24 protein-coding genes are annotated in these 26,676 nt (G+C 64.8%); 12 read left to right on the top strand and 12 right to left on the bottom strand.

Annotated elements, in window-relative coordinates:
* Positions 1-126: 126 nt before the first annotated feature.
* Both mobF and ACFVVI_RS14605 read left to right on the top strand, forming a co-directional pair.
* On the top strand, positions 127-4,290 hold the full coding sequence (mobF, locus tag ACFVVI_RS14610; protein ID WP_387445740.1) for a MobF family relaxase: 4,164 nt from the start codon (positions 127-129) through the stop codon (positions 4,288-4,290).
* A gap of 138 nt (positions 4,291-4,428) precedes the next feature.
* On the top strand, positions 4,429-5,076 hold the full coding sequence (locus ACFVVI_RS14605; protein ID WP_387445739.1) for an HAD family hydrolase: 648 nt from the start codon (positions 4,429-4,431) through the stop codon (positions 5,074-5,076).
* Here ACFVVI_RS14605 and ACFVVI_RS14600 read toward each other — a convergent pair.
* Positions 5,073-6,347: an XRE family transcriptional regulator gene (locus tag ACFVVI_RS14600; protein WP_387445738.1), complete on the bottom strand. Its 1,275-nt coding sequence runs from the start codon at positions 6,345-6,347 to the stop codon at positions 5,073-5,075. The genes ACFVVI_RS14605 and ACFVVI_RS14600 overlap by 4 nt on opposite strands.
* Before the next feature lie 643 nt (positions 6,348-6,990).
* Between ACFVVI_RS14600 and ACFVVI_RS14595 the strand changes: the two genes are divergently transcribed.
* The 6 genes from ACFVVI_RS14595 to ACFVVI_RS14570 all read left to right on the top strand — a co-directional run bounded on the left by ACFVVI_RS14595 (position 6,991) and on the right by ACFVVI_RS14570 (position 11,689).
* A complete protein-coding gene (locus ACFVVI_RS14595; protein WP_387445737.1) occupies positions 6,991-7,473 on the top strand; it encodes a DNA-directed RNA polymerase subunit beta in 483 nt (160 codons plus the stop codon).
* Positions 7,474-7,559: 86 nt separating this feature from the next.
* Positions 7,560-7,685, top strand: coding sequence for a hypothetical protein (locus tag ACFVVI_RS14590; protein ID WP_387445736.1), 126 nt, complete (start codon positions 7,560-7,562; stop codon positions 7,683-7,685).
* A gap of 180 nt (positions 7,686-7,865) precedes the next feature.
* Entirely contained in the window at positions 7,866-8,174 is a 309-nt protein-coding gene (locus ACFVVI_RS14585; protein WP_387445735.1) for a hypothetical protein, read from the top strand.
* Between the two features lie 283 nt (positions 8,175-8,457).
* On the top strand, positions 8,458-9,303 hold the full coding sequence (locus ACFVVI_RS14580) for an SAM-dependent methyltransferase (protein WP_387445734.1): 846 nt from the start codon (positions 8,458-8,460) through the stop codon (positions 9,301-9,303).
* Between the two features lie 123 nt (positions 9,304-9,426).
* Positions 9,427-10,806 carry a UDP-N-acetylmuramoyl-tripeptide--D-alanyl-D-alanine ligase gene (murF, locus tag ACFVVI_RS14575; RefSeq protein WP_387445733.1) on the top strand — a complete coding sequence of 460 codons (1,380 nt, stop codon included), beginning with the start codon at positions 9,427-9,429 and terminating at the stop codon, positions 10,804-10,806.
* 19 nt (positions 10,807-10,825) lie between these two features.
* Positions 10,826-11,689: a phosphotransferase enzyme family protein gene (locus tag ACFVVI_RS14570; RefSeq protein WP_387445732.1), complete on the top strand. Its 864-nt coding sequence runs from the start codon at positions 10,826-10,828 to the stop codon at positions 11,687-11,689.
* Positions 11,690-11,736: 47 nt separating this feature from the next.
* Here ACFVVI_RS14570 and ACFVVI_RS14565 read toward each other — a convergent pair whose 3' ends face one another.
* On the bottom strand, positions 11,737-12,861 hold the full coding sequence (locus tag ACFVVI_RS14565; RefSeq protein WP_387445890.1) for an LPO_1073/Vpar_1526 family protein: 1,125 nt from the start codon (positions 12,859-12,861) through the stop codon (positions 11,737-11,739).
* Between the two features lie 662 nt (positions 12,862-13,523).
* Between ACFVVI_RS14565 and ACFVVI_RS14560 the strand changes: the two genes are divergently transcribed.
* Positions 13,524-14,297: a helix-turn-helix transcriptional regulator gene (locus ACFVVI_RS14560; RefSeq protein ID WP_387445889.1), complete on the top strand. Its 774-nt coding sequence runs from the start codon at positions 13,524-13,526 to the stop codon at positions 14,295-14,297.
* Positions 14,298-14,350: 53 nt separating this feature from the next.
* Here ACFVVI_RS14560 and fusA (ACFVVI_RS14555) read toward each other — a convergent pair whose 3' ends face one another.
* Entirely contained in the window at positions 14,351-16,429 is a 2,079-nt protein-coding gene (fusA, locus tag ACFVVI_RS14555) for an elongation factor G (protein WP_387445731.1), read from the bottom strand.
* 272 nt (positions 16,430-16,701) lie between these two features.
* Here fusA (ACFVVI_RS14555) and ACFVVI_RS14550 point away from each other — a divergent pair, with 272 nt between their 5' ends.
* On the top strand, positions 16,702-17,133 hold the full coding sequence (locus ACFVVI_RS14550; RefSeq protein WP_378990900.1) for a PPOX class F420-dependent oxidoreductase: 432 nt from the start codon (positions 16,702-16,704) through the stop codon (positions 17,131-17,133).
* A 1-nt stretch (position 17,134) separates the two neighbouring features.
* On the opposite strand, the gene ACFVVI_RS14545 is transcribed toward ACFVVI_RS14550, so the two are convergent.
* Positions 17,135-17,956 carry an alpha/beta fold hydrolase gene (locus ACFVVI_RS14545; protein ID WP_387445730.1) on the bottom strand — a complete coding sequence of 274 codons (822 nt, stop codon included), beginning with the start codon at positions 17,954-17,956 and terminating at the stop codon, positions 17,135-17,137.
* A gap of 125 nt (positions 17,957-18,081) precedes the next feature.
* Here ACFVVI_RS14545 and ACFVVI_RS14540 point away from each other — a divergent pair, with 125 nt between their 5' ends.
* Positions 18,082-18,429, top strand: coding sequence for a nitroreductase/quinone reductase family protein (locus ACFVVI_RS14540; RefSeq protein WP_387445729.1), 348 nt, complete (start codon positions 18,082-18,084; stop codon positions 18,427-18,429).
* Between the two features lie 94 nt (positions 18,430-18,523).
* On the opposite strand, the gene tuf is transcribed toward ACFVVI_RS14540, so the two are convergent.
* The 7 genes from tuf to hppD form a co-directional block, all read right to left on the bottom strand.
* Complete coding sequence (gene tuf / locus ACFVVI_RS14535) at positions 18,524-19,714, bottom strand: elongation factor Tu (protein ID WP_378990905.1); 1,191 nt, start codon at positions 19,712-19,714, stop codon at positions 18,524-18,526.
* Positions 19,715-19,850: 136 nt separating this feature from the next.
* Positions 19,851-21,953 carry an elongation factor G gene (fusA, locus tag ACFVVI_RS14530; RefSeq protein WP_056814212.1) on the bottom strand — a complete coding sequence of 701 codons (2,103 nt, stop codon included), beginning with the start codon at positions 21,951-21,953 and terminating at the stop codon, positions 19,851-19,853.
* A gap of 33 nt (positions 21,954-21,986) precedes the next feature.
* Positions 21,987-22,457, bottom strand: coding sequence for a 30S ribosomal protein S7 (gene rpsG / locus ACFVVI_RS14525; protein WP_056814216.1), 471 nt, complete (start codon positions 22,455-22,457; stop codon positions 21,987-21,989).
* A gap of 1 nt (position 22,458) precedes the next feature.
* Entirely contained in the window at positions 22,459-22,833 is a 375-nt protein-coding gene (gene rpsL / locus ACFVVI_RS14520) for a 30S ribosomal protein S12 (protein ID WP_056814220.1), read from the bottom strand.
* A 272-nt stretch (positions 22,834-23,105) separates the two neighbouring features.
* On the bottom strand, positions 23,106-23,651 hold the full coding sequence (locus ACFVVI_RS14515; RefSeq protein WP_378990908.1) for a DUF3558 domain-containing protein: 546 nt from the start codon (positions 23,649-23,651) through the stop codon (positions 23,106-23,108).
* A complete protein-coding gene (locus tag ACFVVI_RS14510) occupies positions 23,648-24,175 on the bottom strand; it encodes a DUF3558 domain-containing protein (protein ID WP_378990909.1) in 528 nt (175 codons plus the stop codon). Before ACFVVI_RS14510 ends, ACFVVI_RS14515 begins: the two co-directional genes overlap by 4 nt.
* A 31-nt stretch (positions 24,176-24,206) precedes the next feature.
* Entirely contained in the window at positions 24,207-25,349 is a 1,143-nt protein-coding gene (hppD, locus tag ACFVVI_RS14505; RefSeq protein ID WP_378990910.1) for a 4-hydroxyphenylpyruvate dioxygenase, read from the bottom strand.
* Between the two features lie 132 nt (positions 25,350-25,481).
* Between hppD and ACFVVI_RS14500 the strand changes: the two genes are divergently transcribed.
* A complete protein-coding gene (locus tag ACFVVI_RS14500; RefSeq protein ID WP_364408533.1) occupies positions 25,482-25,997 on the top strand; it encodes an Lrp/AsnC ligand binding domain-containing protein in 516 nt (171 codons plus the stop codon).
* A 29-nt stretch (positions 25,998-26,026) separates the two neighbouring features.
* Here ACFVVI_RS14500 and ACFVVI_RS14495 read toward each other — a convergent pair whose 3' ends face one another.
* Complete coding sequence (locus tag ACFVVI_RS14495) at positions 26,027-26,665, bottom strand: GntR family transcriptional regulator (RefSeq protein ID WP_378990912.1); 639 nt, start codon at positions 26,663-26,665, stop codon at positions 26,027-26,029.
* Positions 26,666-26,676 lie beyond the last annotated feature (11 nt).

Genomic DNA, 26,676 nt, shown 5'->3' with positions numbered 1-26,676 from the left:
TCACATTCAGACATCTTGCATCTCAGGGTAACGAGTTAATAACGTTCTGCGGAAACCCCGTCTGCGGCAAGGATTCACAGACTAGGTCGTCTTGAAATTGCCCCTGTTTGGTTGTCTCATGGAGGCATGGTCGCGACCATGCACAAGGTCGCCGCAGGCAACGGCTACGAGTACTACCTGCGCAATACCGCCGCCAATGACACCACAGCGCGCGGGCGAGCATCGCTGTCCGACTATTACAACGAGCACGGCGAAGCCCCCGGAACCTGGCACGGCAGCGGACTTTCCGACCTCGAGATCACCCCCGGCGACGAAGTCACCGAAGATCAGATGAAGTTTCTGTTCGGTGCCGGGATGCATCCCAACGCCGATCAGGTCCGCGAACGCGTCCACGCGCACCACCTCGCGGCTGGAGTGCGCCCCGCCTACGCCGCCCGGTTGGCCGAGAAAGCGACCAAACTCGGCAACAAGTTCGCCGTCTACTCCACGACTTCGGGGTTCCCCGCCGCCACCGCGCAGGCATACCGCGACTACAACACCAGCCAGGGCAAGTGCGTCACCGCCCATATTCCCGACCAGATCCGCGCGCAGATCCGTACCGACGTCGCGACCGAAATGTTCACCACCGAGTACGGACGCGGCCCGTTGGACCCACGCGAACTGTCGGGATGGGTCGCGAAAAACTCGCGCCCGGACCGCACAGCGGTCGCCGGTTTCGACTTCACGTTCAGCCCTGTCAAGAGTGTGTCGGCGTTATGGGCGATCGCGACACCGGAGCTGGCGCACAAGATCGAGACCGCGCACCGCGCCGCGATCACCGACGCGCTGTCGTGGTTGGAGCACAATGCACTGTTCACCCGGTTGGGTCGCAACGGGATTCGACACGTCGACGTGCAAGGAGCGGTCGCCGCGACATTCGACCACCGCGATTCGCGCGCCGGTGACCCGGACCTGCACACTCATGTCCTGGTCGCTAACAGAGTGCGGACCGAGGACGGCAAATGGCGTACCGTCAACGGCACCGTGGTTCATGAAGCGGTGGTCACGGTGTCAGAAATCTACGACACCCGCCTCGAGCACTACCTGGAAGCCGCGATCGGAGTGCGGTTCGAAACCCGCCCCGACCGCAACATCCACCAAGTCCGCGTCCGCGAAATCGTTGGCGTTCCCCTGTCATTGATTCACCACTGGTCACGACGCACCGCCGTGATCGCTGACCGACTCGACACCCTCACCGCCGCATTCCACACCACGTTCGGGCGCGAACCCACCCCCAGCGAAGTCCACGACCTCGGCCAACGCGCCACCCTGGAAACCCGCCCCCGCAAACATGCGCCCGCTTCACGCACCGAACAACGCGCGCTCTGGCGCGCGGACGCCGAAACGCTGCTCGGTGGGCCCGACGCGGTAGACGACATTTTCGTGCGTGCCCTCGCTGCCCCGCACGTCCCGCGCCGCGAACTCGATCATGCGTTCATCACCCACCTCGCCGACCAAGCGTTAGCGGCAGTGTCGGACAAGCGCGCGACCTGGCGTGAGTTCAACCTCCGCGCCGAAGTGGAACGACAAATCCGCGGGAACATCGCCCCCGCCGAATGGGCCCAGGCCACCGAAAAGTTGCTGGCACAAGCGTTATCGCCGTCGTCATCGGTCGCGCGCGGTGACCCCGACGTGACCGAGCAACCGGACTTGCGGGCGGTCCCGGCGTGGTTGCGTCGCCGCGACGGCACCCCGATCCACACCCGCGCGAACTCGCAGATCTACACCACCGAATCCACGTTGGCCGCCGAAGCCGAACTGATCGCGCTCTCCGTCGAGCCCGGCGGAGTCACCCTGAACCCCGGATTGGTCTCGCGTGCGGTCTACGAGTACAACACCGCCCACCCCGACCAACCCTTGAACCCCGGACAAATTCGGGTCATCGAATCGTTCGCCAGCGCCGGAATGCGTGTCCACACCGCCAACGCCCCCGCCGGAACCGGCAAAACCACCGCCATGCAAGTCCTCGCCACCGCGTGGGAATCCGGCGGCGGAACCGTTCTCGGGATGGCACCCACGGCCGCCGCCGCGTCCGTGCTGGGCGAGTCGATCGGCACCCGCGCCGAAACCGTGGACAAGCTGTTGCACGTCATCGACACCCACAATCAAGCCGCGACGACTGGCGACTACCCGCCGTTTCTGCCGCAATGGGTCCTCGACATCGACACCACCACGTTGGTCATCGTCGATGAACACGTCACCTTGCCCACCACCAAACGCCTGCAACTGCTGCGGTATCTGGCCGGACGCGGTGCGACCGTGCGGTGCATCGGTGACGACCGGCAGCTCTCGGCGATCGATGCCGGTGGCGTCCATGCCGACATGACCCATGCCGCACCCGAGCAAGCACCGACCTTGACCGAAGTTGTGCGGTTCGCTCATCGAGGCGAAGCGTTGGCGTCAACGGGGCTGCGTGAGGGTGACCCGCTCGCGTTGGCGTGGTATCTGGACAACAACCGCATCCACGCCGGACACCTCGGCACTATCTACGCGGACGCTTACCGGGCGTGGGCGGCTGACATCGAGCACGGGTGGGATGCGGTGATGTTGGCCCCCACTCACGACATCGTGTCCGCGTTGAACGTGCGAGCCCGCGCGGACAGGATCGCGCGCACCGCTCCCGCGATCACCGCTGCCAGTGCACCCGACCCGCATGTGTTCCTCGCTGACAGGTTGGTGGCCTCAGCCGGGGACATCGTGCGCACCCGCCGCAACGACCCACGCTTACGAGTCGGTGCCCGCGATTGGGTCCGCAACGGCTACACCTGGACCATCCAGCAAGTCCATTCCGACGGCGCGGTCACCGTCGCACGCCGCGTACACGGTCGCGATACCGACGCCGTGGTGCGGTTGCCGGGCGACTACGTGCACGAACACCTGCACCTGGGCTATGCCGCGACCATCGATTCCGCGCAGGGCATCACCGCGGATTCCTGCCACGTCGCCATGTCGGGACGTGAGTCACGCCAACAGTTCTACGTAGCGATGACGCGCGGACGCCAAGCCAACCACGCCTACATCGCTACCGCGCTCGACGGCGACGAAGGCGATATCTACACCCTGCCCGCGCACTACCCGCGTACCGCCGTCGAGCACCTGCACCACGTGTTGGACCGTGACGGCGCGCGCACGTCCGCTCACACCGAACTCCGTGACGCGCTCGACCCCGCACGCCGGATCGGGCGAGCGGTAGACATCTATCTCGACACACTCGGCATGACAGCCGAAAACGCTATCGGCGCAACACGACTCGACACCATCGACCGCATCGCCGAACGACTCGTACCAGGGTTGACCGAGAGCCCCGCCTACTCGGTCCTGCGCCATCACCTCGCGATGCTCGCCCTATCCGGGGCCGACCCGGTCACCGAACTCCGCACCGCGATCGCCGCGCGTGAACTCGACACCGTGACCGATCCCGCCGCCGTGTTGGACTGGCGACTGGACCCCACCGGCAACCATTCCGCCGGACCCGGACCGTTGGCGTGGACACCAGGACTACCCACCGAGGCCCCCATCGCCGACAACGACACGGCCCCCGTGCGAGCGCGCGAACGGATCGTGGCCGAACTTGCCCGACAGATCAGCGATACCGCCCGCGCTTGGACCTCCGCTACCGCCCCGAAATGGGCGCGACCCTTGCTCGGTACAGATCCCGAACTCGTTGCCGACCTCGCCATTTGGCGTGCGGGATTGCACGTCCCGGAGTCCGACCCCCGCCCGACCGGACCCGCACGATACATCGCGATCGAACGCGCGCACCAACAACAATTGCACCGCCGCATCCTCGAAGTTGACGGCAACACCCGCCTACCGCAGCACCGGTGGGCCGCCACCGTCGACCGCATCGACCCCCGCATCAGCGCCGATCCCACCTGGCCGATCATCGCCACCAACATCGACGCCGCCGCAGCAGCCGGCCTAGACATAGAAGACCAGCTCACCGATGCCGCCGGCGCCCGCCCACTACCCGATGAAATGCCCGCTGCCGCGCTCTGGGCACGCCTAGAAATCACCGACACTGACCTCAGCGGTCCCGAGCCCGACCAGTACAGCGCGACCGAACCCCGACCCTCCGATGCAGTCGAACCGGGCGACGAACCGGACCCGGTCGGATCGGTCATCGCCAGCGCGATCGATGCCGCTACACCTGGCGGCTACACCGAATACGCCGGTGATGACGACGGCATTGAGGAGTTCGACCCCTACAGCCACCGGGAACGCGACGCTGGTCACGGATTCGGCTGGTAGGCCATCGTCGGTCTCGACCGTCGGCACATCCGGCGACAGCGAGCATAACTAGGAACAGCCTGTTCGCATTGCGCTCCCTAGACTGTCCCCGGCAAGGTTGGCACCGCTCCGTAGGGCGGTCGAAGTAGGAGTTGTGTGGTGATCCGGGCTGTTGTGTTCGATGTCGGCGAGACCCTTGTGGACGAGACTCGGGAGTACGGCACCTGGGCGGACTGGTTGGGCGTACCTCGCCATACCTTCGTCTCGGTGTTCGGCGCTGTGATCGCCCAAGGTCTGGATTACCGAGAGACGTTCCAGGTGTTCAAGCCAGGGTTTGACTTGGACCAGCAGCGCCAAGCTCGCGCGGATGCAGGCAAGCCGGAGTGGTTCGGCGAGGAAGACCTCTACCCGGATGTCCGTCCAGCTTTGTCAGCCCTGCGCGAGTTGGGTGTCTGGGTGGGCATCGTCGGGAACCAGACCGTACGCGCGGGTGGCCTGCTGCGTGGGCTCGATCTGCCAACCGACTTCATCGCGACCTCCGATGATTGGGGGGTAGCAAAGCCGGACGTCGCGTTCTTCGACAAGGTTGTCGAGGTCGCCGGATGCCCGCCAGAGCAGATCATCTACGTCGGTGACCGCATCGACAATGACATCACCCCGGCCAAAAAGGTCGGGATGCGAACCGCCTACATCCAGCGCGGGCCTTGGGGATGGATTCACAAAGACCGGCAGGACGTGAAGGAGCTCTCGGACTGGCGAATCCTCAGCCTGTCCGAACTCCCCGACATCGTGAAGGCTGAGCGCTAGCCAGAGAGCGAGTTGACGGTTGTATGCCAGTCATACAACCGCTCATCCAACGCCCGCACCTCAGGGATCGAGTCCCACTTACGCAGGTCCTGCCGAACCACCTTGATCCGATCCAAAGTCGTTGCGTACCAATGCTCGCCGATTCCATCCAACGCATCCTCGAGGAAGCCACACGCTTGCTCGGGGAGCTTCTCCAACACACACGCAGCCGCAGCATCGGCAAGATAGACCGAACGTTGTTTCACCGATTCCGCGGGGAGTTCGTCGAGGACTTGCCGCAGGGTGTCCAGGGCCTCACGGCCGTCCCCTGCGGAAATCAAGGTGTTGGCCTTGAAACCCGCGAGCCGCGTCGGGGAGAACCAATCCAGCCACTGCGGTGACGGTTGCACCTGTGGATCATGCGAGGCGTAGGACTGTTCGGCGTGCCGGATGAGGCCCAGTGCCTGTCGCGTATTGCCGAACCGCGTCTCGACTTCGGCCTCGACAGCATCGAGCCAGGCCGTCAGTTCGTGATTTCCGTTGCCCCGCCGCGCGAATGCCCGAGCCGCCCGTACCCTCTCTCTCGCTTCCTCGGCCCTTTTCGCCTCGCCGGAGAATGCGGGGATGAAGGCCATGTGTGCGAGGACGGCGCAACCGAGCAGGGCGTCTGCTGCTTCGTGGGCTGCCTGTAGCGCGAGGACGAAACTTGTCTGGGCTTCGTCGGGCTGCTGAAGATCGAAGAACTCGAGACGGCCCGCCAGCAGCGCCGTTTCAGAGACTGCTTTTGCCAACGGCACGGTGGCCCGTACGTCGATCTGCGGGATGAGATCGGACCCCATCCGAGCGTGATAAGAGACGGATCGGTGCAGTTGCTTTGCTGGGAGCGACCAGTACATCCCGCGATGAGCGACCGTGATCGCCACAAAGTTCTTCGCGACCGTCGCTGGCAGTTCTGCTCCACCCATGACGCGCCGGTACCGACCTGTTTTCTGAATCCCGTTGGTGCCCAATACTTCTCTGGAACCTCGCCCTTCTGGGCTGTTCGGCCAGGGAGGTGTGAACCCGAGTTCGGTAATCGGGCGTTTGAACAGCGCTTCCAGGGCTGCGGCATGTTCTGGATGCGGCCAGGGTGGATCTGTCGACTCCCAGCGTCGTACGGTGCGGGCAGCTACTTCGATGCGGAGTCCGATCGCGCGCGCGGCGTCAGTCAACGCGTCGGCCAAAGCCGCCTGGGATCGATATCCCAGCGCCTGGCGGGCCGCGCGAAGAGCCGCATTCCCATTGTTTGCCATGGAGGCGAGCGTAGTCCGCTATCGGGACATTTGACGAGAGAGCTAGCTCCATGTGGCCGCTGCATGTCCTCGTATATGGCCTTCTTTCGACCTTTGCATTGAGTCAATGTTGATCGCGTAGAGCTACCGAGCTTGCGGTAGTCACCCGTTTCGTCACACGAAACAAGCATCCGCGATGGATGACACGGAGGAACGATGAACGAGCCGGACCCGTCAATAGGTCAGACAAAAGTGGTCATGGCTGGGCGGCCTACTTCATCGGAGGCCCAGTGACATCCACCCTGGAAGCCGATGTTCTCGCCGTCCTCACACCCGGCGGGAAGCTCACTACCGACACCATCGCCCGCAACCTGAATGTGCCGCCATGGCGTGTAGCGCGCGCCCTACACTCGTTGAGCCGTAACGGCGACGCCTTCCGGAACCGGCGTGCGGAGTGGCAGATCACGGCCGGACAGCGCCGCCCAGCAAGGCAGGGCACGCGATGACACACCTCATCCCCGTCACCCTCGAACACACCCGTGCCGACCTCACCCGAGCGCTCGACGCCATGCGCAAAGCCGGATTCATCAGCACAACGCCCACTCCGCCAACGGTCGACGCGCCAGGACAGCGCCCCCGAGACCGGGTCGCTCAAGGAGTTCTCATGACCCAGGCAAGCCCACCCGCCGCCACCGCCTACACCGAAACCCCACGATCACGGTGCGAGTTCTACCGCCGCACATGCTCGTTGCCCACGGTGATCGACCCGGCGACCGGGCGGATCACGATGAAGGCCGGGATGGTCGGGGCAGTGATGATGCCCGCCGACCTCGCCCGACGAGTCAAAACCGACCTCGACGTTCGAGGGGTCACGCCGCTGCCGATCATCGGCCACCCCCGATCCAACATGTGGACGTTCTTGGTGCGCTCCGATATCAAGCCGATCGGGGAGCCCGAAAACGTGGCCCGGTTGTGGGAAGCGCGAGTGGTGGTGATCCGTGAAGGCGATATCGCGTTGCCGTCCCCAGTACCGGACCCGCTCATGGTCCGCACATGGGTATCCCCGGCGATCAGCGCATTCCGGCCATCAGGGTCGGTCGTCCTCCATTGCGCCCTAGGGTTCTTACCCGGTCGGCACCTGCGATGAACCACGGTCTCTCACCCTGCCCCGACGAACCCGACATCCATCTCACAGTCCAATTCACCAGTGTCCGAATGGATTTCGTCGCCTGCTTGACAGCAGCACTGGTGTTCGTGTGCGAGGTGACCACCCGCCGACCCGGCACCGTCACCGTCGATCCCAGCCACTGCGCGGGCCTGTCGAGGCTCCCCAACGAACGGCTCTACCTCCAACCCTGACCGCGTGAACACCGCACGTTCCCCGACCAACCGAATGCCCTCGATGCGATGCGCCCCGGTCGGCCTCCCAGTGCCCCACCGGCCCGCTGCGCGAGGGCGGCCCCGGAATCGTTTCCCGACGATTTTCGGGGCCACCCAAACTTCCTTCTCGACCAACCGGAGAAACGGAGACAGCCACACGTGAGCACCCATGCCCGCCAACCCTGGACCGCCAACCAGCGAGCCGTCCTCACCGCGATGAAAGACGGCGAACCCCAATGGGCCGAACGCCTCTACCAACAACTCGGAATGCCCCGCCGTCACAGCGCCTCGGCCGCATTCTACTGGTTCTTCAAACACGGCTACCTCACCCTGGTCGGCGGCGAGGACGGCTACGTCGTCATCGGCACCGACCGCACCGACCGCAAGTTCGTGATCACCGACAAGGGCCGCGAAGCTGCCAACAATCTCGATGCCGGGTACGACCGCCTCAAGGATCTCGAGGACTGATCCTGTTGCACCACAAAGCTTTACGCCACCCGCCACGAGCGCGGGCGCGACGCCACAAGATCACCTGAATACCTCGAACCACCGGCGACCCCCGAGCCGCGCCGGTTCGAGGGTGGGGAAAACCCCCGGAGGCCGCCCAACCGGCCTCCGGGGGCACCCACCACCCACTGACCCGCAACACTGGAAGGCCCCGACCAACTCCCACACCGTGCACCCCTCGCCACGGACACCCGGAGCTGGTCGGGGGCCTTCCGTCGCACACGACGCGGCAGGAGCCCCGACCGTGACCACCCGCCCACCGCACTTGATCGACCCCTACCAGCCCACTCCCGCACGCCTGCACAGCGCGTTCCTGGGCGGGAAAGACCACTACGAACCCGACGAGGCGCTAGCCGGGGCCCTGTCGAGCAGCACGATCAGGTCCGCGCTCACCGAATCCCGTCGATTCACCCGACGCGCGGTTGAATACCTGTCCGACCAGCACGGGGTGTCCCAGTTCGTCGAACTCGGATGCGGTCTGCCCCACGCCCCGAACATCCACGACATCGCCGAACCGAAATGCGACACCGCGCGCACGTTGTATGTCGACTCCGACATCGTCGCGGCTGCTCATGGTCGCGCGATGTTCCACGACCCGCCTACCCGGTTCTTCACCGATACCGACTTCACCGACACTGACACGATCTTCGGCGATATCACCACGGTGATGGACATGTCGGCACCGGTGGCGGTGTGTGTGTCGGGCACCGCGGAATGGATTCCCGACGCCCCCGCCGTGCTCTCGGCGTTGACCGCCCGGTTCCCGGTCGGGACGTGGCTGGTGCTCACTCACGTCACCGACGAGTTCTACCCCGACCACATCCGGGCCGCCGCCGACACCCTGCGTCGAGCGGGCATCCCGTATCACCCACGCGGACGAGACGAGATCACGGCCATGCTCGCCGGGTACCAGCTCCTCGCGCCCGGTCTGATCGTCCCGCATCGGTGGGCACCCACCCCCAACAACGACAACGGCGACGACGGCGGTGACCCGGATGGAGTTCGGCGGGTGTCGGCTACCGCGCCCCGCAATCGCGCGGCGTGGGATCTGAGCGCCTACGCAGCGATCGGTCAACGATGCCGGACTTGAGCCGATCCCGGCTAACAGGCCGGACCGGCGACGAGCATGATCGTGACGCACAAGCGATCTCGGCCCGCACAGCGTTCAGTCCCAAACTCCCGGCACCACAGTGAAATCGAAAGGCTGGAACACATGATCCCCATGACCCTCGCCGAGATCGCCCACGCGGTCACCGGTCGGCTCGACACCGTCACCGACGACCAAGCCACCGTCACCGCACCGACCGCGTTCGACTCCCGCCACGTCGAGGCCGGAGGACTGTTCGCCGCACTGGGCGGCAACCACGTCGACGGCCACGACTTCGCCAGCGCTGCAATAGAAAAAGGCGCGGTCGCAGTCCTGGCCTCCCGACCAACCGGCACCCCGGCGATCATCGTTGACGACGTGGTGACCGCGATGAGCGATCTGGCCCACGCTGTCTCTACCCGCTACACCGGCCGGGTTCTCGCAATCACGGGATCGGCGGGCAAAACCTCCACCAAGGACCTGCTCACCCAGATCCTGGTCCGCCACGGCAGCGTCGTGGCCACCGAGCGTTCGTTCAACAACGAGATCGGGTTTCCGCATACAGTTCTGCGGGTTAAGGCCGACACCGATTTCCTCGTGTTGGAGATGGGTGCGCGCGGGCGCGGCCATATCAGCCACCTCGCCGCCATCGCCCGCCCGCAAATCGGGGCGGTCCTGGGCATCGGCTCGGCCCATATCGGCGAATTCGGCAACCGCGAAGCGATCGCGGTCGCCAAACGCGAACTCGTCGAAGCTCTCGACACCACAGGAATCGCGGTCCTCAACACCGATGACCCACTAGTCGCCGCGATGGCCGACCACACCCGCGCCCAAGTCCTGCGATTCGGCACCGGTCCAGAAGCCGACGTGCGCGCCACCGACATCACCCTCGATACCAGCGCCCGCGCACAGTTCACCCTGCGCCACCGTGACGACGCCGCAGCGGTCACCCTCGGCGTGGTCGGTGAACATCACCTGACCAACGCACTCGCCGCAGCCGCACTGGCGTTGAGCGCTGGTGTCGAATTCGCCACTGTCGCTGAAGGTCTCGACGGCGCAGGGTTGGTGTCGGGCAGCCGAATGGAGGTCACCGAACGCCCTGACGGGGTCACCGTGATCAACGATGCGTTCAATGCCTCCCCGGAAAGTGTCGAAGCCGCACTACGGTCACTCGCCACGATCGCCGCCACCGTCCGGCCCACCGTCGCGGTCCTGGGGGAGATGCGGGAACTCGGCGACACCGCATCGGCCCTGCACGCGAGGATCGGACGTCAGGTCGCTGATCTGGGGATTGGCACGCTGATCACTGTCGGCGGCCATCATGCCGAACTCATGGCTACCGCCGCTCGCGACGCGGGCTCCGAACAGGTCACCCACGTCGAAACCAAGGACCAGGTACTGGACCTGCTCAATGAAGGTTTGCGCGGTGACGATGTCGTCCTGATCAAGGGTGCTAACTCCGCTGGTCTGTTCGAGACCGCCGCAGCGCTCGCCACCGGTCATTGACCAGAAGAGACGAAACATCATGAGAAGCAAAGACATCGTGGCATTGGCCCGAGCCGCCTGCGCCCAGGCCCAGGTCCCCGCTGCCCGGATCGACCCGATTCGGTTGCGCGATAACGCCATGCTGCGCACTGACACCGCGACCATCATCCGCGTCCATCAACGCGGGGAACTCGCGACGGCGGTCCGGGAGCTACGCGCGGCGGACTGGTTGCGTTCCCACCACGTTCGCGCACCCGAACCGTTGGTGCCCGACCCGGTCATGGTTGCTGAACGTCCTGTGACCTTTTGGGAAGACCTCGGATCAGGCGGTCCGGCCGAGGCCGCCGAAACTGGGGAGATGCTCGCCCGCCTGCACACTCTGCGCGTGCCCAGCCACCTCGGGTTACCCCGCTTCACCCTGCCCGACTTCACCGACCGCATCGACCAAGCCCTTACCGACGACACGGAAAAGGCGTGGCTGCAGGGCTACGCCGACAACCTCGCGGCACGGTGGGACGCGCTGGAATGGCCGAGCCCGTGGTGTGTCATCCACGGCGACCCTTCCCCGGCCAACACCATGGCAGCCGCCAGCGGAGGACATGTCGTGGACCTGGAACGCTTCTGCATCGGACCGCCGCAGTGGGACCAAGCCACCGTTGCGTTCCAGTCCGACACTCTCTCGGACCCCCCAGAGAGGTGGGAGGAGTTCGCCGACGCCTACGGCTCCGACGTCACCGAGTGGGAGGGGTACCCAGTGATCCGCGATGTCCGATCCTTCGAGCTGTGTCTGTTCGCGCTACGTCACGCCGCTGTCTCCGAGCACGCCCGGTACCAGGCGGATTACCGGCTGGCCTGCCTGCGTGGGTACCAGGGCTTGCGGCCATGGAGGTGGGTTGCACCCTAAGTTCGGTCGCCGAGACAGTTGCGCCGCAATAGGATTGAGTAGATCTTTTAACCTTTAGCCGATTCTTCCGAGTCGAGCGTGAGCGTATCAGCGAGACTGCCAATCCCATCCAAGGCGTGCAGTCTCTTTGCATTCGCATACGCGATCGCTCTTCCTGGATGAGTAATTCGAACATGCTTGCTTATTCCGTCAATCCAATCGGAGACGATGCGCAAAGGTTCCCGCGATAAGAAATCTTCGGCGAAGGCGCTGCTGTAGCCGGAATCAACTTCGTCCATCTTGGCAAGAATTTCTTCAACCCGTGCGCGTGAGTCCTGGCTCATAACCTGCCCGTTGACTCCATGAATTTCCTCGATACGACCAATAACAGCTTTTGCCGATCGCCCGGGGAAGAGGGCACGTTTGGCGTCGTATGGATTTACAGAAATTGCCGCACCGTGAAATGTAACACCGGTCAGAAAGGAAAGCTCACCCATTGCTTCAGCCATCTCGGAGCTTGTATAGCCCGTACATGCCCACGCTGGGCCTGATACCAACACGATTGAAGGTAGTTTATTAAAATTTGAGCTACGATCCTCCCGGACCAAATTCAGAGCTTCGAGATGATCGACCCAATAGCGGCCGCGTGGCAAATTTTCGCATTGAAGGGAGCTGTAGACATCCTCAAGAAGCCGAAGACTAGCCTTTGCGTCGCTCGTCGAAGGGGCTAGATTCGTACAGGCCCAGATGAAGGTCAGGCCGCACAAGGCTTTATCATCGATCAGGTCTACGGATTCTATCGCCTTTATCGTTGCGGCTCTTACAGGGCTGGCAGTAGTTCGAGCTCGCTCTACCATAAGGTTTGCCAGGATTTCGTAGGAGTCTTCGCTATCAGTTTGAGCCGCACCTATCTGAGCCCTCTGATATGCGGATAGAAAAGCTGGTTCACCAAATACATCAAGAAGTTCATTTGCGGCAAGCTTAGCGATTATCTTTTGGTCCGCCCGAGTGATTCTCTTATGCGCAACAGATGCCGCTTCTTGCGCATAAGCGACCTTCACCGCGAGATCTGCCTGCTGTCGAGCAATCTCGGTGGCACGTTCTTCGGAAACTCCTTGGACAACATTCTGCTCAAGAATAACCGTCTGTATAGAACCGTCGCCTGCGCGCTGAACGGTCTTATCTCCGATCATCACGTCCCGTAATGCTGTCGCCACCAGTCATGTACTGGTTTGAATTGTGGCCCGCCTTCTGGTTTTGCGCATGCTTTGAAATTGCGATGCGATACCCGACAAATCCACCGCCCCCCGCCCCGAGCACAAGGCCGAGCAGTAGTGTGCCGACGCCCTCGAATATCCATTCCACAGCTATGACCCCTACTTCATCGTCGCTACGTTGCAGCCAGGTTGACCGAAGTATACGGCCGACTAGACTCGCCGGGAGTGCGCGGTTGCCGCCCATCGCTGTCTTGCCACTCACTCGTCAGCAACTCGGCGATAGCCGTATTCCCTAGCTGGAAAGCATATCCGGTCGGTTGCGGAGTCTGTGCGCGAGGTGCGATTGCCCGAAAGCGGGCCGCCTTCGTTGAGATGGGTTGCGCTGTGAAACAAGCCCTCCACAGCCCTGGCCTACGTCCCAGATCTCCTACCGTCCACAACGACACTGGGAACGGGCGGCGATGCCAAACGAGCTGCCGCACCCCTTCGGGGCTTGCCACGAAACCACAGCGCAAAACTAGGCGGTGGCCCCGACCGAACTTCCCCTGGGGCCATCGCTGCGTATGCGACACGATCGGGCACACACCAAAACCCCACGTACTACGCCGTTTTCAAAGGTAGTATGAACTAATAATGTACTGATCGGAGTCAGCGCCGGTTATTACACGCGCCTCGAACAAGATCAGGCCGGAACCGTTTCCGCGCAGGTCATCGACGCCATCGCCCGGGTGCTCCAGCTCGATCCCGCCGAAACGGCCCACCTGCACAACCTCGCAGGTCAACCGGCCGTGCCGCACCTGGTCCGGGCCGAACCGGAACAACCACATCCGCGGGTTCTCACGCTGCTCACCTCGCTCGGCAACACCATGCCCGCGGTCGTGCTCGGACGCCGTGGCGATGTGCTCGCCTGGAATCACGCCGGGCACGCGCTCGTCGGCGAGCACCTCGACTTCACCGCGCCCGACGACCCCGCACGACGTCCATCGATTCCGCGACTGTTCTTCCTCGATCCACTCGCCAGGGATCTGTACCGGAACTGGGACGAGCTCGCCCGCATTCACGTGGGCTACCTCCGGCTGACCGCTGGGCGCTACCCCACCGACGCGCGGCTGGCCGAACTGATCGGCGAACTCGTCATGCGCAGTACGACTTTCGCGACACTGTGGGCCGGCGCGGAGGTCGCCGATTGCACCGTCGGGCCGATGGATCTGCGTCATCCGACGGTCGGCCGTGTCGACGTCGACTATCAGGTGTGGTTGCAGCCCGACAGTCCCGACCACCGGCTCGAGGTCTACACCGCGCGCGATGCGAGCTCGGCAGACGCGCTGCGCCTGCTGACCGCCGGATCCACCAGGACGCGTCGGGTGCCGGCGATGGTCGACTCCGAGACACCGGACGCGACCCCCACCTAGGGCTTGTCGACGAACCGGTGACGCCGCGGGTATCGCGGCGCCACCGGTGTCGATCAACTGCCCGCGATGATCGACTCCGCAGCACCCGGCGGGACCGGGGCGTAGGAGTCGAACACCATCGAGTAGTTAGCTCGGCCACGGGTTTTCGAGCGTAGGTCCCCGATGTAGCCGAACATCTCCTGGAGCGGGGTCAGTGCGCGGATGATGTGCGCGCCGCCCCGTTCCGTGAGCTCGGTGACCCGGCCACGACGCGCGTTGAGGTCACCGATCACCTCGCCGACGTACTCCTCCGGTGTCACGACCTCCACGGCCATCACCGGTTCGAGCAGCACCGGCTTCGCTCGCGCGAGCGCCGCGCGCACCGCCGCCGCTCCCGCGAGACGAAACGCCAGTTCCGACGAATCCTGCGCGTGGGCAGCGCCGTCGAGCAGCGTCACCTTCACGTTCACCAGCGGAAAGCCGGCGAGGGTGCCGACGCGCAGCGCGTCTTGCGCGCCCGCGTCCACCGCGGGGATGTACTCCCGCGGTACGCGCCCGCCGGTGACCCGGCTCTCGAATTCGTAGATCGCGTCGTCCTCGGCCACGTGGGGTTCCAGCGCGATCACCACCTTGGCGAACTGCCCGTGCCCACCCTGTTGCTTACGGTGGGTGTATTCGAACAGATCGACTGCCGCGGTGATGGTTTCGCGGTAGGCCACGCGTGGGGCGCCGATGTCGGCGTCGACCCGGAACTCCCGTTTCATCCGGTCGACCAGGATCTCCAGATGCAGTTCGCCCATGCCGCCGATGACCGTCTGGCCGGTTTCGGCGTCGATGCGCACGGTGAACGTCGGGTCCTCGTCGGCCAGGCGCGCCAAGGCGGTGCCCAGCTTGTCCTGGTCGGCGCGGGTCCTCGGTTCGATCGAGACGGCGAGTACGGGGTCGGGGAAGGTCATCGACTCCAGGACGACGGGGGCTGCCCGATCGCACAGGGTGTCGCCGGTTCCCGTCGCCTTCAGGCCGATCACGGCACAGATCTGCCCGGCCTGCACCCGCTCGACGGCGATCTCGGTGCTCGAATGCATCTGGAACAGTTTGCCGAGACGCTCCTTTCGTCCATTGGTCGAATTCAGTACGGTCGCACCGGGTTCGGCGGTACCGGAGTACACCCGCAGGTAGACGAGCTTGCCGAAGAACGGGTGCAGCGCGACCTTGAACGCCAGCGCCGCGAACGGCTCGGCGATATCGGGCGCGCGGTGGATGTGCTCGCCCTCCGGCGAGAACCCGTGCACAGCGACGACATCCAGCGGCGACGGCAGGTAGTCGACGACGGCGTCCAGCAGTGGCTGCACGCCGATGTTGGCCAGCGCCGAGCCACACAGCACCGGGTAGGCCCGTGCGTCGATCGTCATCCGCCGGATAGCCGCCTCGAGAACATCGACGGTGATCGGCTTGCCTGTGAGGTAGCGCTCCAGTACTTCCTCGTCGGCCTCCGCGACGGCCGCCTCCAGCGCATCACGATGCTGGAAGGCTTTGGTACGCAGATCTTCCGGAATCTCGATCGTCTCGAAACGAGCACCGCGGTCGGTGTCGCCACGCCACACCTTGGCGGTCATCTCGACCAGGTCGATGATGCCGTCGAACTCGCGTTCCGCACCGATCGGCAGCTGAATCACCAACGGGCGCACCCGGAGTCGCTCCGCGATGGTCCGCACGGTGAACGCGAAATCGGCACCGAGCTTGTCCATCTTGTTCACGAAACAGAGCCGCGGGACGCCGTACTTGTCGGCCTGCCGCCACACCTGCTCCGACTGCGGCTCCACGCCCTCCTTGGCGTCGAACACGGCGATCGCACCGTCGAGCACCCGCAGCGAACGCTCCACCTCGACGGTGAAGTCGACGTGGCCGGGGGTGTCGAGGATGGTGATCTGGTGCTCGTCCCACCAGCAGGTGGTCGCCGCCGCCGCGATGGTGATGCCGTGTTCGCGCTCCTGGATCATCCGGTCCATCACCGCGGTGCCGTCGTGCACCTCGCCGAGGGTCCGGGTGACACCGGTGTAGAACAGCACCCGTTCGGTGGTTGTGGTCTTGCCCGCGTCGATGTGGGCGGCGATGCCGATATTGCGAATTCGGGCGAGATCGATTCTGGTCATGGGAATCCCCCAGGCTGGTTCTTGTCGATGAATCGACGCTCGCCAGTGGGGCGTTCCGGGAACGGCACGGGCGTCGGATCACGCGGCGCCGCACCGGCGCCGAAGGACCCGATGCGAGCTAGAACCGCGACTGCGGACGTGCTGTAACCATGCGACAAGTTCTACGCGCCCGATCGCGCGCTGTCGACGGGATTTCCGCCGCCCGGGCATAAACGCGCGACCACGACGGTTCGACACAACGAACAGCCCCGCCACCCCCTAGGAGCCGATCGATGCCCGAAACCGCGCTCGACCTGCACGCCCTCATCGCCGACTCCCGCATCGGCATCCTGGCCACCATCAAATCCGACGGCCGCCCCCAACTCTCCCCCGTCACCCCGTACTACGACCGCGCCGCGGGCATCATCTACGTCTCCATGACCGAAGGCCGTGCCAAGACGATCAACCTCCGTCGCGACCCGCGCGCCGCCCTCGAGGTCACCAGCGCCGACGGCTGGTCCTGGGCCACCGCCGAGGGCACCGCCACCCTGACCGGCCCCGGCACGGACCCGAACGGCCCGGAAGTCGAGGCCTTGGTCGACTACTACCGCGCCGCCGCGGGCGAGCACCCCGACTGGAACGAGTACCGCGAGGTCATGGTCTCGGACCGCCGCGTACTCATGGCCCTGTCCGTCGAGCACGTTTACGGCGCCAAGATTCGCTGAGTCAGCCCGTTGCCGAAAGGAATTCGGTGACGTCCGAAGCGAACTGGGCGTGTTTGATCGCCCCGAGGTGGTCTGTCGCGGGGTAGATGATCAAGCGGGAATCAGGAATGCCGTCGGCGGTGTAGCGGAAGGAGGATTGGTCGTAGAACTCGTCGCGGTCGCCTGCGACGACCAGCGTGGGGGTCGTGATGTCGGCTAGGCGGCCGGTGAGGTCGAAGGCATCTTCGGCATGAACGAAGGCGAGGGTGTCGGCGGGGTTCTTCGGGCGAAACAGCGGGTCCGCCAGCCAGGCGGCGGCGCCGACGAGGCGCGCCTTCAGCGAAGATTCGATGCCCTGGGTCGCCATGTGGTGCAGGGACCGTTTGCCCGCAGCGGCGGCCTCCGCGTATTTCATCTGCGACACGCGCGCGGACTGGTCGAGACGGTAGGAGGAGGAAGCGATCACCAGTCGGCGTACTGCTGACGGATGGTCGGCGGCGAGCTGCAGCGCTACGGAGCCACCCGAGGAAATGCCGAGAACGTCTACGGGACCGCCGAATTCGTTGTGCAACGCTTCCGCGTGCTCCCGCGCGATATCGCCCATCGAGGTACCGGCCGCCATCCCCGGCGCGCGATTGACCGCGTACACCCGGAAGTTCCTGGCCAACGGCGCCATCGTCTTGATCTCGCTGGACCGCAGCCAGCCACGCGGATTGGCGTGGTCGGGCATGAACCACCGCAAGAACACCAGTGGACGCCCCGACCCGAACGCGAGATAGGGCATCCCGTGTTCGAGCACCCCTTCGCTGACATCCAATTCCCGTTCGAGCGCGGCCTTGCCCACGAGGTCTCCGATCCTCTCGAATGCGATAGTGCCCCAACGCTACCGAGCACGACCGACAACCACGATGACGTCAGAAGTCATACACCGTCGGTAGGCTGACGGTTCGTCGACTACAGGAGAATCCGATGGGACAAGAATCGCTGTTGCGCCGCGGTGTCGGCGCGTTCAACACCGGCGTGGTCGCCCTGACCAATGCCCCCGTCATCGGCAAGCTACTCGGCAAAGCCTTCGCCCAGATCACCTACACCGGCCGCCGCTCGGGCCGCACGTTCAGCACCCCCGTCAACTACCGCCGCTCCGGCGACGAATACCTCATCGGCGTAGCGATGCCGGACAAGAAGTCCTGGTGGCGCAACTTCCTGGACGAGGGAGCCTCCGTCACCCTGCGCATCGACGGCATCGATCACCGCGGCCACGCCATAGCCCACCGAGACGACCGCGGCCGAGTAACCGTCCGCGTCCGACCGGCGTAGTGGATCCGTCCGAGTCGCACGATCGCCCCTGAAAACGCCGAACGGCGCCGCTCCCGAAGGAGCGACGCCGTTGCGGTGTCAGCAAGTCAGAGACTCACTTGATGATCTTCGTGACGCGACCGGCACCGACGGTGCGGCCACCCTCGCGGATCGCGAAGCGCAGGCCTTCGTCCATGGCGACCGGCTGGATCAGCTTGACCAGCATCTCGGTGTTGTCGCCGGGCATGACCATCTCGGTGCCCTCGGGGAGGGTAACGACGCCGGTCACGTCCGTGGTACGGAAGTAGAACTGCGGGCGGTAGTTGTTGAAGAACGGGGTGTGGCGGCCGCCCTCGTCCTTCGACAGGATGTACGCCTGGCCCTCGAACTCCGTGTGGGGAGTCGTGGTGCCCGGCTTGACGACAACCTGGCCACGCTCGACATCTTCGCGCTTGATGCCACGAACCAGCAGGCCGACGTTGTCGCCCGCCTGGCCCTGGTCGAGCAGCTTGCGGAACATCTCGATGCCGGTGACGGTGGTCTTGGTCGACTTCTCCTTGATGCCGACGATTTCCACCTCCTCGTTCACGTTGACGATGCCGCGCTCGACACGACCGGTGACGACGGTGCCACGACCGGTGATCGTGAAGACGTCCTCAACGGGCATCAGGAACGGGAGCTCGGTCTCGCGGACCGGGTCCGGGATCGACTCGTCGACAGCGGCCATGAGCTCGACGATCGCGTCGGCCCACTTCTCGTCGCCTTCGAGGGCCTTCAGACCGGAGACACGCACGACCGGCGCGTCCTCGTCGAATTCCTGCGAGGCCAGCAGTTCGCGGACCTCCATCTCGACGAGCTCGAGGATTTCCTCGTCGTCGACCATGTCCGACTTGTTCAGCGCGACCAGGATGTAAGGCACGCCGACCTGACGGGCGAGCAGCACGTGCTCGCGAGTCTGCGGCATCGGGCCATCGGTGGCCGCGACCACCAGGATGGCGCCGTCCATCTGCGCCGCACCGGTGATCATGTTCTTGATGTAGTCCGCGTGGCCCGGGGCGTCGACGTGCGCGTAGTGGCGCTTCTCGGTCTGGTACTCGACGTGGGAGATGTTGATCGTGATACCACGAGCCTTCTCCTCCGGCGCCTTGTCGATCTGATCGAACGCGAACGCGTCGTTCAGATCCGGGAACTTGTCAGCCAGCACCTTGGTGATCGCTGCAGTCAGCGTGGTCTTGCCGTGGTCGACGTGACCGATGGTGCCGATGTTGACGTGCGGCTTCGTCCGCTCGAACTTCGCCTTCGCCACTTTTGGGTCCTCCTGGACTTGTTGGTGCGTGCATTTGCAGCAGTGCGTGTGTCATCCCCGCTGGAGGCGGGGATCGGGGGTATTACTTGACGCCCGGCACTTGCGGTCCAGTGTGCCACTGGACCGCAAGAGGGTTTTATTCGCCGGTCGCCTTGGCGATGATCTCCTTGGACACATTGGCCGGAACCTCTGCGTACTGGGCGAACACCATGGAGTAGTTCGCGCGACCCTGGGTCTTGGACCGCAGGTCACCGATGTAACCGAACATCTCCGAGAGCGGAACCAGCGCCTTGACGACACGGGCACCACTGCGTTCCTCCATGGCCTGAATCTGGCCACGGCGGGAGTTGAGGTCGCCGATCACGTCGCCCATGTATTCCTCGGGCGTGATGACCTCGACCGCCATGAGCGGCTCGAGGATCACCGGACCGGCCTTACGGGCCGCTTCCTTGAGGGCCTGCGAACCCGCGATCTTGAACGCCATTTCCGAGGAGTCGACGTCGTGGTACGCGCCGTCGAGCAGGCTGACCTTCAGGTTCACCAGCGGGTAGCCGGCGAGCACGCCGTACTGCATGGCATCCTGGGCGCCCGCGTCGACCGACGGGATGTACTCACGGGGCACGCGACCACCGGAGACCTTGTTCTCGAACTCGTAGGTCGCGCCGTCTTCGCCGACGAACGGCTCGAGGGCGATGATGACCTTCGCGAACTGGCCGGAGCCACCCGTCTGCTTCTTGTGGGTGAACTCGTGCTTCTCGACCTTCTTGGTGATGGTCTCGCGGTAGGCCACCTGCGGCTTGCCGACGTTGGCCTCGACCTTGAACTCGCGACGCATACGGTCGACGAGGATGTCGAGGTGGAGCTCGCCCATGCCGCCGATGACGGTCTGGCCGGTCTCCTGGTCGAGCTTGACCGAGAACGTCGGGTCTTCGCGCGCCAGCTTCTGGATCGCGGTGCCGAGCTTTTCCTGGTCGGACTTGGTCTTGGGCTCGATCGAGACCTCGATGACCGGATCCGGGAAGGTCATCGACTCGAGGACGACCTGGTTCTGCGCGTCGGACAGGGTGTCACCGGTGGTGGTGTCCTTCAGGCCGATGACCGCGTAGATGTGGCCTGCCGAAGCCGTGGCGACCGGCATCTCCTTGTTGGAGTGCATCTGGAACAGCTTGCCCAGACGCTCCTTCTTGCCCTTGGTCGAGTTCACGACCTGGGCGCCGGAGGCGACCTGACCCGAGTACACACGCACGTAGGTGAGTTCACCGAAGAACGGGTGCACCGCGATCTTGAACGCCAGGGCCGCGAACGGCTCGTCGACGTTCGGCTTGCGGGTGATCAGCTCTTCTTCCTTGTTGGGCACGTGGCCGGTGGTGGCCTCGACGTCCAGCGGGGAAGGGAGGTAATCGATGACCGCGTCGAGCATGGGCTGAACGCCCTTGTTCTTGAACGCGGAACCGCACAGCACCGGGTACAGCTCGGAGTTGACGGTCATCTTGCGGATGGCGCCCTTGATCTCCTCGATGGTGAGATCCTCGCCACCGAAGAACTTCTCGAGCAGTGCCTCGTCGGACTCGGCGACGGTCTCGAGCAGTTCCTGACGGTACTGCTCGGCCTTCTCCTTGAGGTCGGCCGGGATCTCGACGACTTCGTACTCTTCGCCGAGCTTGGTCTCGCCCTTCCAGACCTTGGCGTTGTTCTCGACCAGGTCGACGATGCCCTCGAAGTCGTTCTCAGCGCCGATCGGCAGCTGGATCACGAGCGGACGAGCGCCGAGACGGTCCTTGATGGTCTGCACGGTGAAGTAGAAATCCGCACCGAGCTTGTCCATCTTGTTCACGAAGCAGATACGCGGCACGTCGTACTTGTCGGCCTGACGCCACACCTGCTCGGACTGGGGCTCGACACCCTCTTTGCCGTCGAACACCGCGACCGCGCCATCGAGGACGCGGAGCGAACGCTCCACCTCGACGGTGAAGTCGACGTGCCCGGGGGTGTCGATGATGTTGATCTGGTTGTCTTTCCAGAAGCAGGTGGTAGCCGCGGAGGTGATGGTGATACCACGCTCCTGCTCCTGCTCCATCCAGTCCATCGTGGCCGCGCCATCGTGAACTTCACCGATCTTGTACGTGATACCGGTGTAGAACAGGATGCGTTCGGTCGTGGTGGTCTTGCCCGCATCGATGTGGGCCATGATGCCGATGTTGCGGACCTTGTTCAGGTCGGTGAGCACGTCCTGTGCCACGAAATTCTCCCTTTTAAGTGACGGGCCGGGCTATCACCAGCGGTAGTGCGCGAAGGCCCGGTTCGACTCGGCCATCTTGTGGGTGTCCTCGCGACGCTTCACGGCGGCACCGAGGCCGTTGCTGGCATCGAGGAGCTCGTTGGCGAGACGCTCGACCATGGTCTTCTCGCGACGCGCGCGGGAGTAGCTGACCAGCCAGCGCAGCGCCAGGGTGTTGGCGCGGCCCGGACGGACCTCGACCGGCACCTGGTAGGTGGCGCCACCGACACGGCGGGGCTTCACCTCGAGGGCGGGCTTGACGTTGTCCAGCGCGCGCTTGAGGGTGACGACCGGATCGGTGCCGGTCTTCTCACGCGCCTGCTCGAGGGCACCGTAGACGATGCGCTCGGCGGTGGACTTCTTGCCGTCCATCAGGATCTTGTTGACCAGCTGAGTGACCAGCGGGGACCCGTAGACCGGGTCGTTGATCAGCGGACGCTTGGGTGCGGGGCCCTTGCGTGGCATATCAGCTCTTCTCCTTCTTGGCGCCGTAGCGGCTGCGCGCCTGCTTGCGGTTCTTCACGCCCTGGGTGTCGAGCGATCCACGGATGATCTTGTAACGGACACCAGGGAGGTCCTTCACACGACCGCCGCGAACGAGCACCATGGAGTGCTCCTGCAGGTTGTGGCCTTCACCGGGGATGTACGCCGTGACCTCGATCGCGCTGGTCAGGCGAACACGCGCGACCTTACGGAGCGCGGAGTTCGGCTTCTTGGGGGTGGTGGTGTACACGCGAGTGCACACGCCACGACGCTGCGGGCTCCCCTTCAGGGCCGCAGTCTTGGTCTTGGTGACCTTGTCGCGGCGACCCTTGCGGACCAGCTGGTTGATGGTTGGCATAGACCGGCTTTCCTTATTGGTAATTGCGCTTGGTGTGCAGTGTCTTGCAGTTCATCGAGCTTTCACCCGCACGTCAGACCACGTTTCCGTTAACCCGTGGTCGGGCGTGTCGCTGAGGCGCTCAGTGCCCTTTTCAAGGCACGTTGGAACGTATCGGCCGCTTTCGCTGGCCTACGTTCACACACGAACTTGCCCGCAGTAATCCGGGCACAGGGATCCACGATACCCGCGTGCCCGATTCGGGGTCAAAGCGGGGGGCCGCGTCAAGCCTTCTACCGGGCGAGATCCAGGGTCAGCTCGACCAATTTCTGGGCGCCCACGCACGGATCGGGGTGCGCCGAGCCGGGCCGGTAGTTGATCCACCACCCGACGACGCCGACATCGGCGGCCGGGGCGGTGACGCCGCAGGAGTCGTTGTCGCCCGGTCTGCGCACCTGCAACGCCCTGCGGCCCTGCACGGTGATGTCGCCGGAGGTGTAGCCCAACTTGTCGTTGGTGGTCTTCTCGTTGTTCAGCGTACCCATCTCGTACCAGTTGAGGCTGGCCATGGCGCCCCCGCCGGGTGCGTCCTCGATGTCCCACATGCAGACGGCACCGCTGAACGAGGCGCTCACGCTCTTGGCGTTGCCGATGATCTCGCCGATCTTGGCCGCGGCCACCACCTCGCACTCGCGCAGCAGCTTGTCGAAGTCGGTATTGATCGTCTCACCGCCGCCGCCCTTCCCCAGCGGCTGGGCAGTGCCCTCGATCTTCTGGCCGCAGCCTGCCAGCGCGAGGGTGAGCATCAGCGCCGCGGCGGCGACCTTGCCGGCGCTCACTGCAGCCGTCCCACGGTCAGCTCGGCCAGTTTCCTGGTCCGGTCGCACGGGTTGCCGCCGGTGGCGAAGATGCCGGTGGACATCGACCACTCGAAGAAGTCGTCGTCGAGTTGCACGGCGAGGTCGCAGACAGTGCCCTGCGGGTCGAGCGCCATGAAGCCGGAATGCCCGCCCACGTCGATGGTCTCCGGTGCACGGCCCACGTTGGACACCCACGCCTTCTCACGTTCGATCGGACTGCCGCGGTACGAGGCGAAAGTGACGCTGGGCGACGATAATCCGGCCGATTGCCAATTGCAGCCGGTCGCGTTCTTGTAGACCCGCGCGATCTGGCCGAGACCGGCGAGAGTGCGCACTTCGTCGTCGGTGACATGGCCGCACTCGCCCACGAAGGGACCCAGTGAGGCGACCTTCGGTGGTGGACGGTTGGGCCCTGTCGGCGTATCGGAGTCGCCCCCCGATCCGCACGACGTCAGCATGACGACCAAGGTCATGCCGGTGATGATCGCCGAGGGGATCCGCATGGCCGCAACTGTAGTAGGTCCGCGGACCCGGTCACAGGTTGCCGCGAGCCTCCTGTTCGCGCTCGATGGCCTGAAAAAGGGCCTTGAAGTTGCCCTTTCCGAAGCCGAGTGAGCCGTGTCGCTCGATGAGTTCGAAGAAGACGGTGGGGCGATCGGTGAGGGGACGGGTGAAGATCTGCAGGAGGTAGCCGTCCTCGTCGCGGTCGACCAGGATGCCTCGGCGCTGGAGTTCGTCGACCGGTACGCGCACGGCGCCGATGCGAGCGCGCAGTTCGGGATCCTCGTAATAGGTGTCGGGTGTCGCGAGGAATTCGACGCCCTCGGCGCGCAGGGCGTCGACGGTTTCGAGGATGTCGCCGGTGGCCAGTGCGATGTGCTGGACGCCGGGGCCGCGATAGAACTCGAGATACTCGTCGATCTGAGAACGCTTGCGGCCCACCGCCGGTTCGTTGAGCGGGAACTTCACCCGGTGATTGCCGTTGGCGACGACCTTGCTCATCAACGCGGAGTACTCGGTGGCGATGTCGTCGCCGACGAATTCGGCCATGTTCGTGAATCCCATGACGTCGCGGTAGAAGTCGACCCAGCGGTCCATCATGCCGAGTTCGACATTGCCGACCACGTGATCGATGGCCTGGAACACGCGCTTACCCGGCTCGCGGGTGGAGGTGCGCGCGATATAACCGGGGAGATAGGGACCCGCGTAGCCGGAGCGGTCGATCAGGGTGTGCCTGGTGTCGCCGTAGGTGGCCAGTGCGGCCGAGCGCACGGTGCCGAATTCGTCGGTCTCGTCGTGCGGTTCGGTGAGGACGGTCGCGCCGTGATCGCGAGCCCAGGCGATGCAGCGGTCCACGTCGGGGACCTCGAGCGCGATGTCGACGACACCGTCGCCGTGGCGGTCGTGGTGGGCGACGAGCGGGCTGTCGGGGTCGACCGCGCCGGTGATCACGAATCGCGCTCCCCCACTGCGCAGCACGAACGACTTGTGGTCGCGATTACCGGTCTCGGGGCCCGAGTACGCCTCCAGCCGCATGCCGAACGCGGATTGCAGGAAGTGGGCGCTCTGGGTCGCGTTGCCGACGACCCAGACGAGGGCGTCCCATCCGATCACCGGAAACGGATCGACACTGTCGTCGTGCTCGATCAGCCCGACGAGCTGCTGCTCAATGGTCATGACCTAGGAAATCGCGCCGGGCCGCAGGTGGGCAACTACACCATCTTTGTCTGAGCAGGCTGGCTCGAGAAGCCACCGGATGCCCACAAATGATGGACAATTTGAATAGCAACCGGACATGGAGGTCTTCGCATGCGCACCCCCGCGAAATTGGATGAGCTCGACCTGGCGATCCTCACCGCGATGCACGAGTTCCAGAAGGCCGGAATTCTCGAACTGTCGCGGCGGACGAAGGTCGCGCGGGCGACGGTGCAGGCGCGGATCAACCGGATGGAGGAATCCGGGGTGATCGCGTCCTACGATCCGCAGATCGATGTCACCGCAGCGGGTTTCGATGTGCAGGCGTTCGTGACCCTGGAGATCGCGCAGGGCGCGCTGGATACCGTGAGCGCGGAGCTGGCGGCGATTCCGGGAGTGCTCGAGGCGTACGCGACGACCGGTTCCGGTGACGTGCTGTGCCGGATCGGGGCCGATTCCCATGCCGGTTTGCAGGCGGTGTTGTTGAGCATCGATCGGACCGGGTCGGTGGTGCGGTCGCACAGTGTGATCGTGTTGTCGACGGTGGTCGCGCATCGGACCATGCCGCTGCTGCACACCTTGACCCCGGCGGGGACCGCGAAGGCCCCCGCGTACCGCGATCACCGCTGACGGTTACTGCCGGGAGCCGACTCGGGCTGCTATTGCCTGGCGAGGCGGGTGAGCAGACCCTGCACGTGTGCCTCGGCGGCCGCGCGGGCGGACTCGGGGTGGCCGGATTCGAGGGCTTCGACGATGCGGCGGTGTTCGCGCAGGGCGACGCGGCGGTTGCGGGCCGAGCACCACAGGTCGCCGCGGTAGAGGTGGGCCTGGGCTTCCAGGCGGGCCAGTTCGTCGACGACGCACGCGTTGCCGCAGGCGTCGCGGATGAACGTGTGGAACTCCAGGTCGAGCTGGGCGTCGCGAGCGGGATCGGCGGGGTCGTCCAGATGCGCTTGCTGGGCGGTGATGATGCCGGTGAGCGTGTCGAGGTCGGCCTCGGTGAGGCGGGTGGCCGCCGCGGCGGCGGCGAGACCGTCGAGGGCGGCGCGGACCGCCAGGACATCGCGGATGCGATCGTCGTCGACGGCGGCGACCTTCGCCCCCGCATGCGGTGCGCTGACCGCGAGACCCTCGTAGATCAGCTGCTGCACCGCTTCGCGGACGGGGCTGCGACTGACCCCGAGCTCGGTCGCCAGCGCGGGCACGCTGAGCGACTGGCCCGAGGTCAGCTCGCCGGAGAGGACCATCTGCCGGATCCGTCGATGGACAGACTGGCCGAGCAGCGAGGCTTCGGTCATCGCAGTGCCCT

Origin of the sequence: Nocardia sp. NPDC058114 (assembly GCF_042884695.1) — a bacterium.
GTDB lineage: Bacteria > Actinomycetota > Actinomycetes > Mycobacteriales > Mycobacteriaceae > Nocardia.
This window is presented reverse-complemented; position numbering and strand designations above follow the sequence as displayed.

Coding starts and splice junctions, on each gene's coding strand:
- ACFVVI_RS14500 (WP_364408533.1), top strand. CDS start 25,482: ATGCGCACCCCCGCGAAATTGGATGAGCTCGACCTGGCGATCCTCACC.
- murF (WP_387445733.1), top strand. CDS start 9,427: ATGATCCCCATGACCCTCGCCGAGATCGCCCACGCGGTCACCGGTCGG.
- rpsL (WP_056814220.1), bottom strand. CDS start 22,833: ATGCCAACCATCAACCAGCTGGTCCGCAAGGGTCGCCGCGACAAGGTC.
- ACFVVI_RS14510 (WP_378990909.1), bottom strand. CDS start 24,175: ATGCGGATCCCCTCGGCGATCATCACCGGCATGACCTTGGTCGTCATG.
- fusA (WP_387445731.1), bottom strand. CDS start 16,429: ATGACCAGAATCGATCTCGCCCGAATTCGCAATATCGGCATCGCCGCC.
- ACFVVI_RS14540 (WP_387445729.1), top strand. CDS start 18,082: ATGGGACAAGAATCGCTGTTGCGCCGCGGTGTCGGCGCGTTCAACACC.
- ACFVVI_RS14570 (WP_387445732.1), top strand. CDS start 10,826: ATGAGAAGCAAAGACATCGTGGCATTGGCCCGAGCCGCCTGCGCCCAG.
- ACFVVI_RS14550 (WP_378990900.1), top strand. CDS start 16,702: ATGCCCGAAACCGCGCTCGACCTGCACGCCCTCATCGCCGACTCCCGC.
- ACFVVI_RS14495 (WP_378990912.1), bottom strand. CDS start 26,665: ATGACCGAAGCCTCGCTGCTCGGCCAGTCTGTCCATCGACGGATCCGG.
- rpsG (WP_056814216.1), bottom strand. CDS start 22,457: ATGCCACGCAAGGGCCCCGCACCCAAGCGTCCGCTGATCAACGACCCG.
- mobF (WP_387445740.1), top strand. CDS start 127: ATGGTCGCGACCATGCACAAGGTCGCCGCAGGCAACGGCTACGAGTAC.
- hppD (WP_378990910.1), bottom strand. CDS start 25,349: ATGACCATTGAGCAGCAGCTCGTCGGGCTGATCGAGCACGACGACAGT.
- ACFVVI_RS14565 (WP_387445890.1), bottom strand. CDS start 12,861: ATGATCGGAGATAAGACCGTTCAGCGCGCAGGCGACGGTTCTATACAG.
- ACFVVI_RS14600 (WP_387445738.1), bottom strand. CDS start 6,347: ATGGCAAACAATGGGAATGCGGCTCTTCGCGCGGCCCGCCAGGCGCTG.
- ACFVVI_RS14595 (WP_387445737.1), top strand. CDS start 6,991: ATGACCCAGGCAAGCCCACCCGCCGCCACCGCCTACACCGAAACCCCA.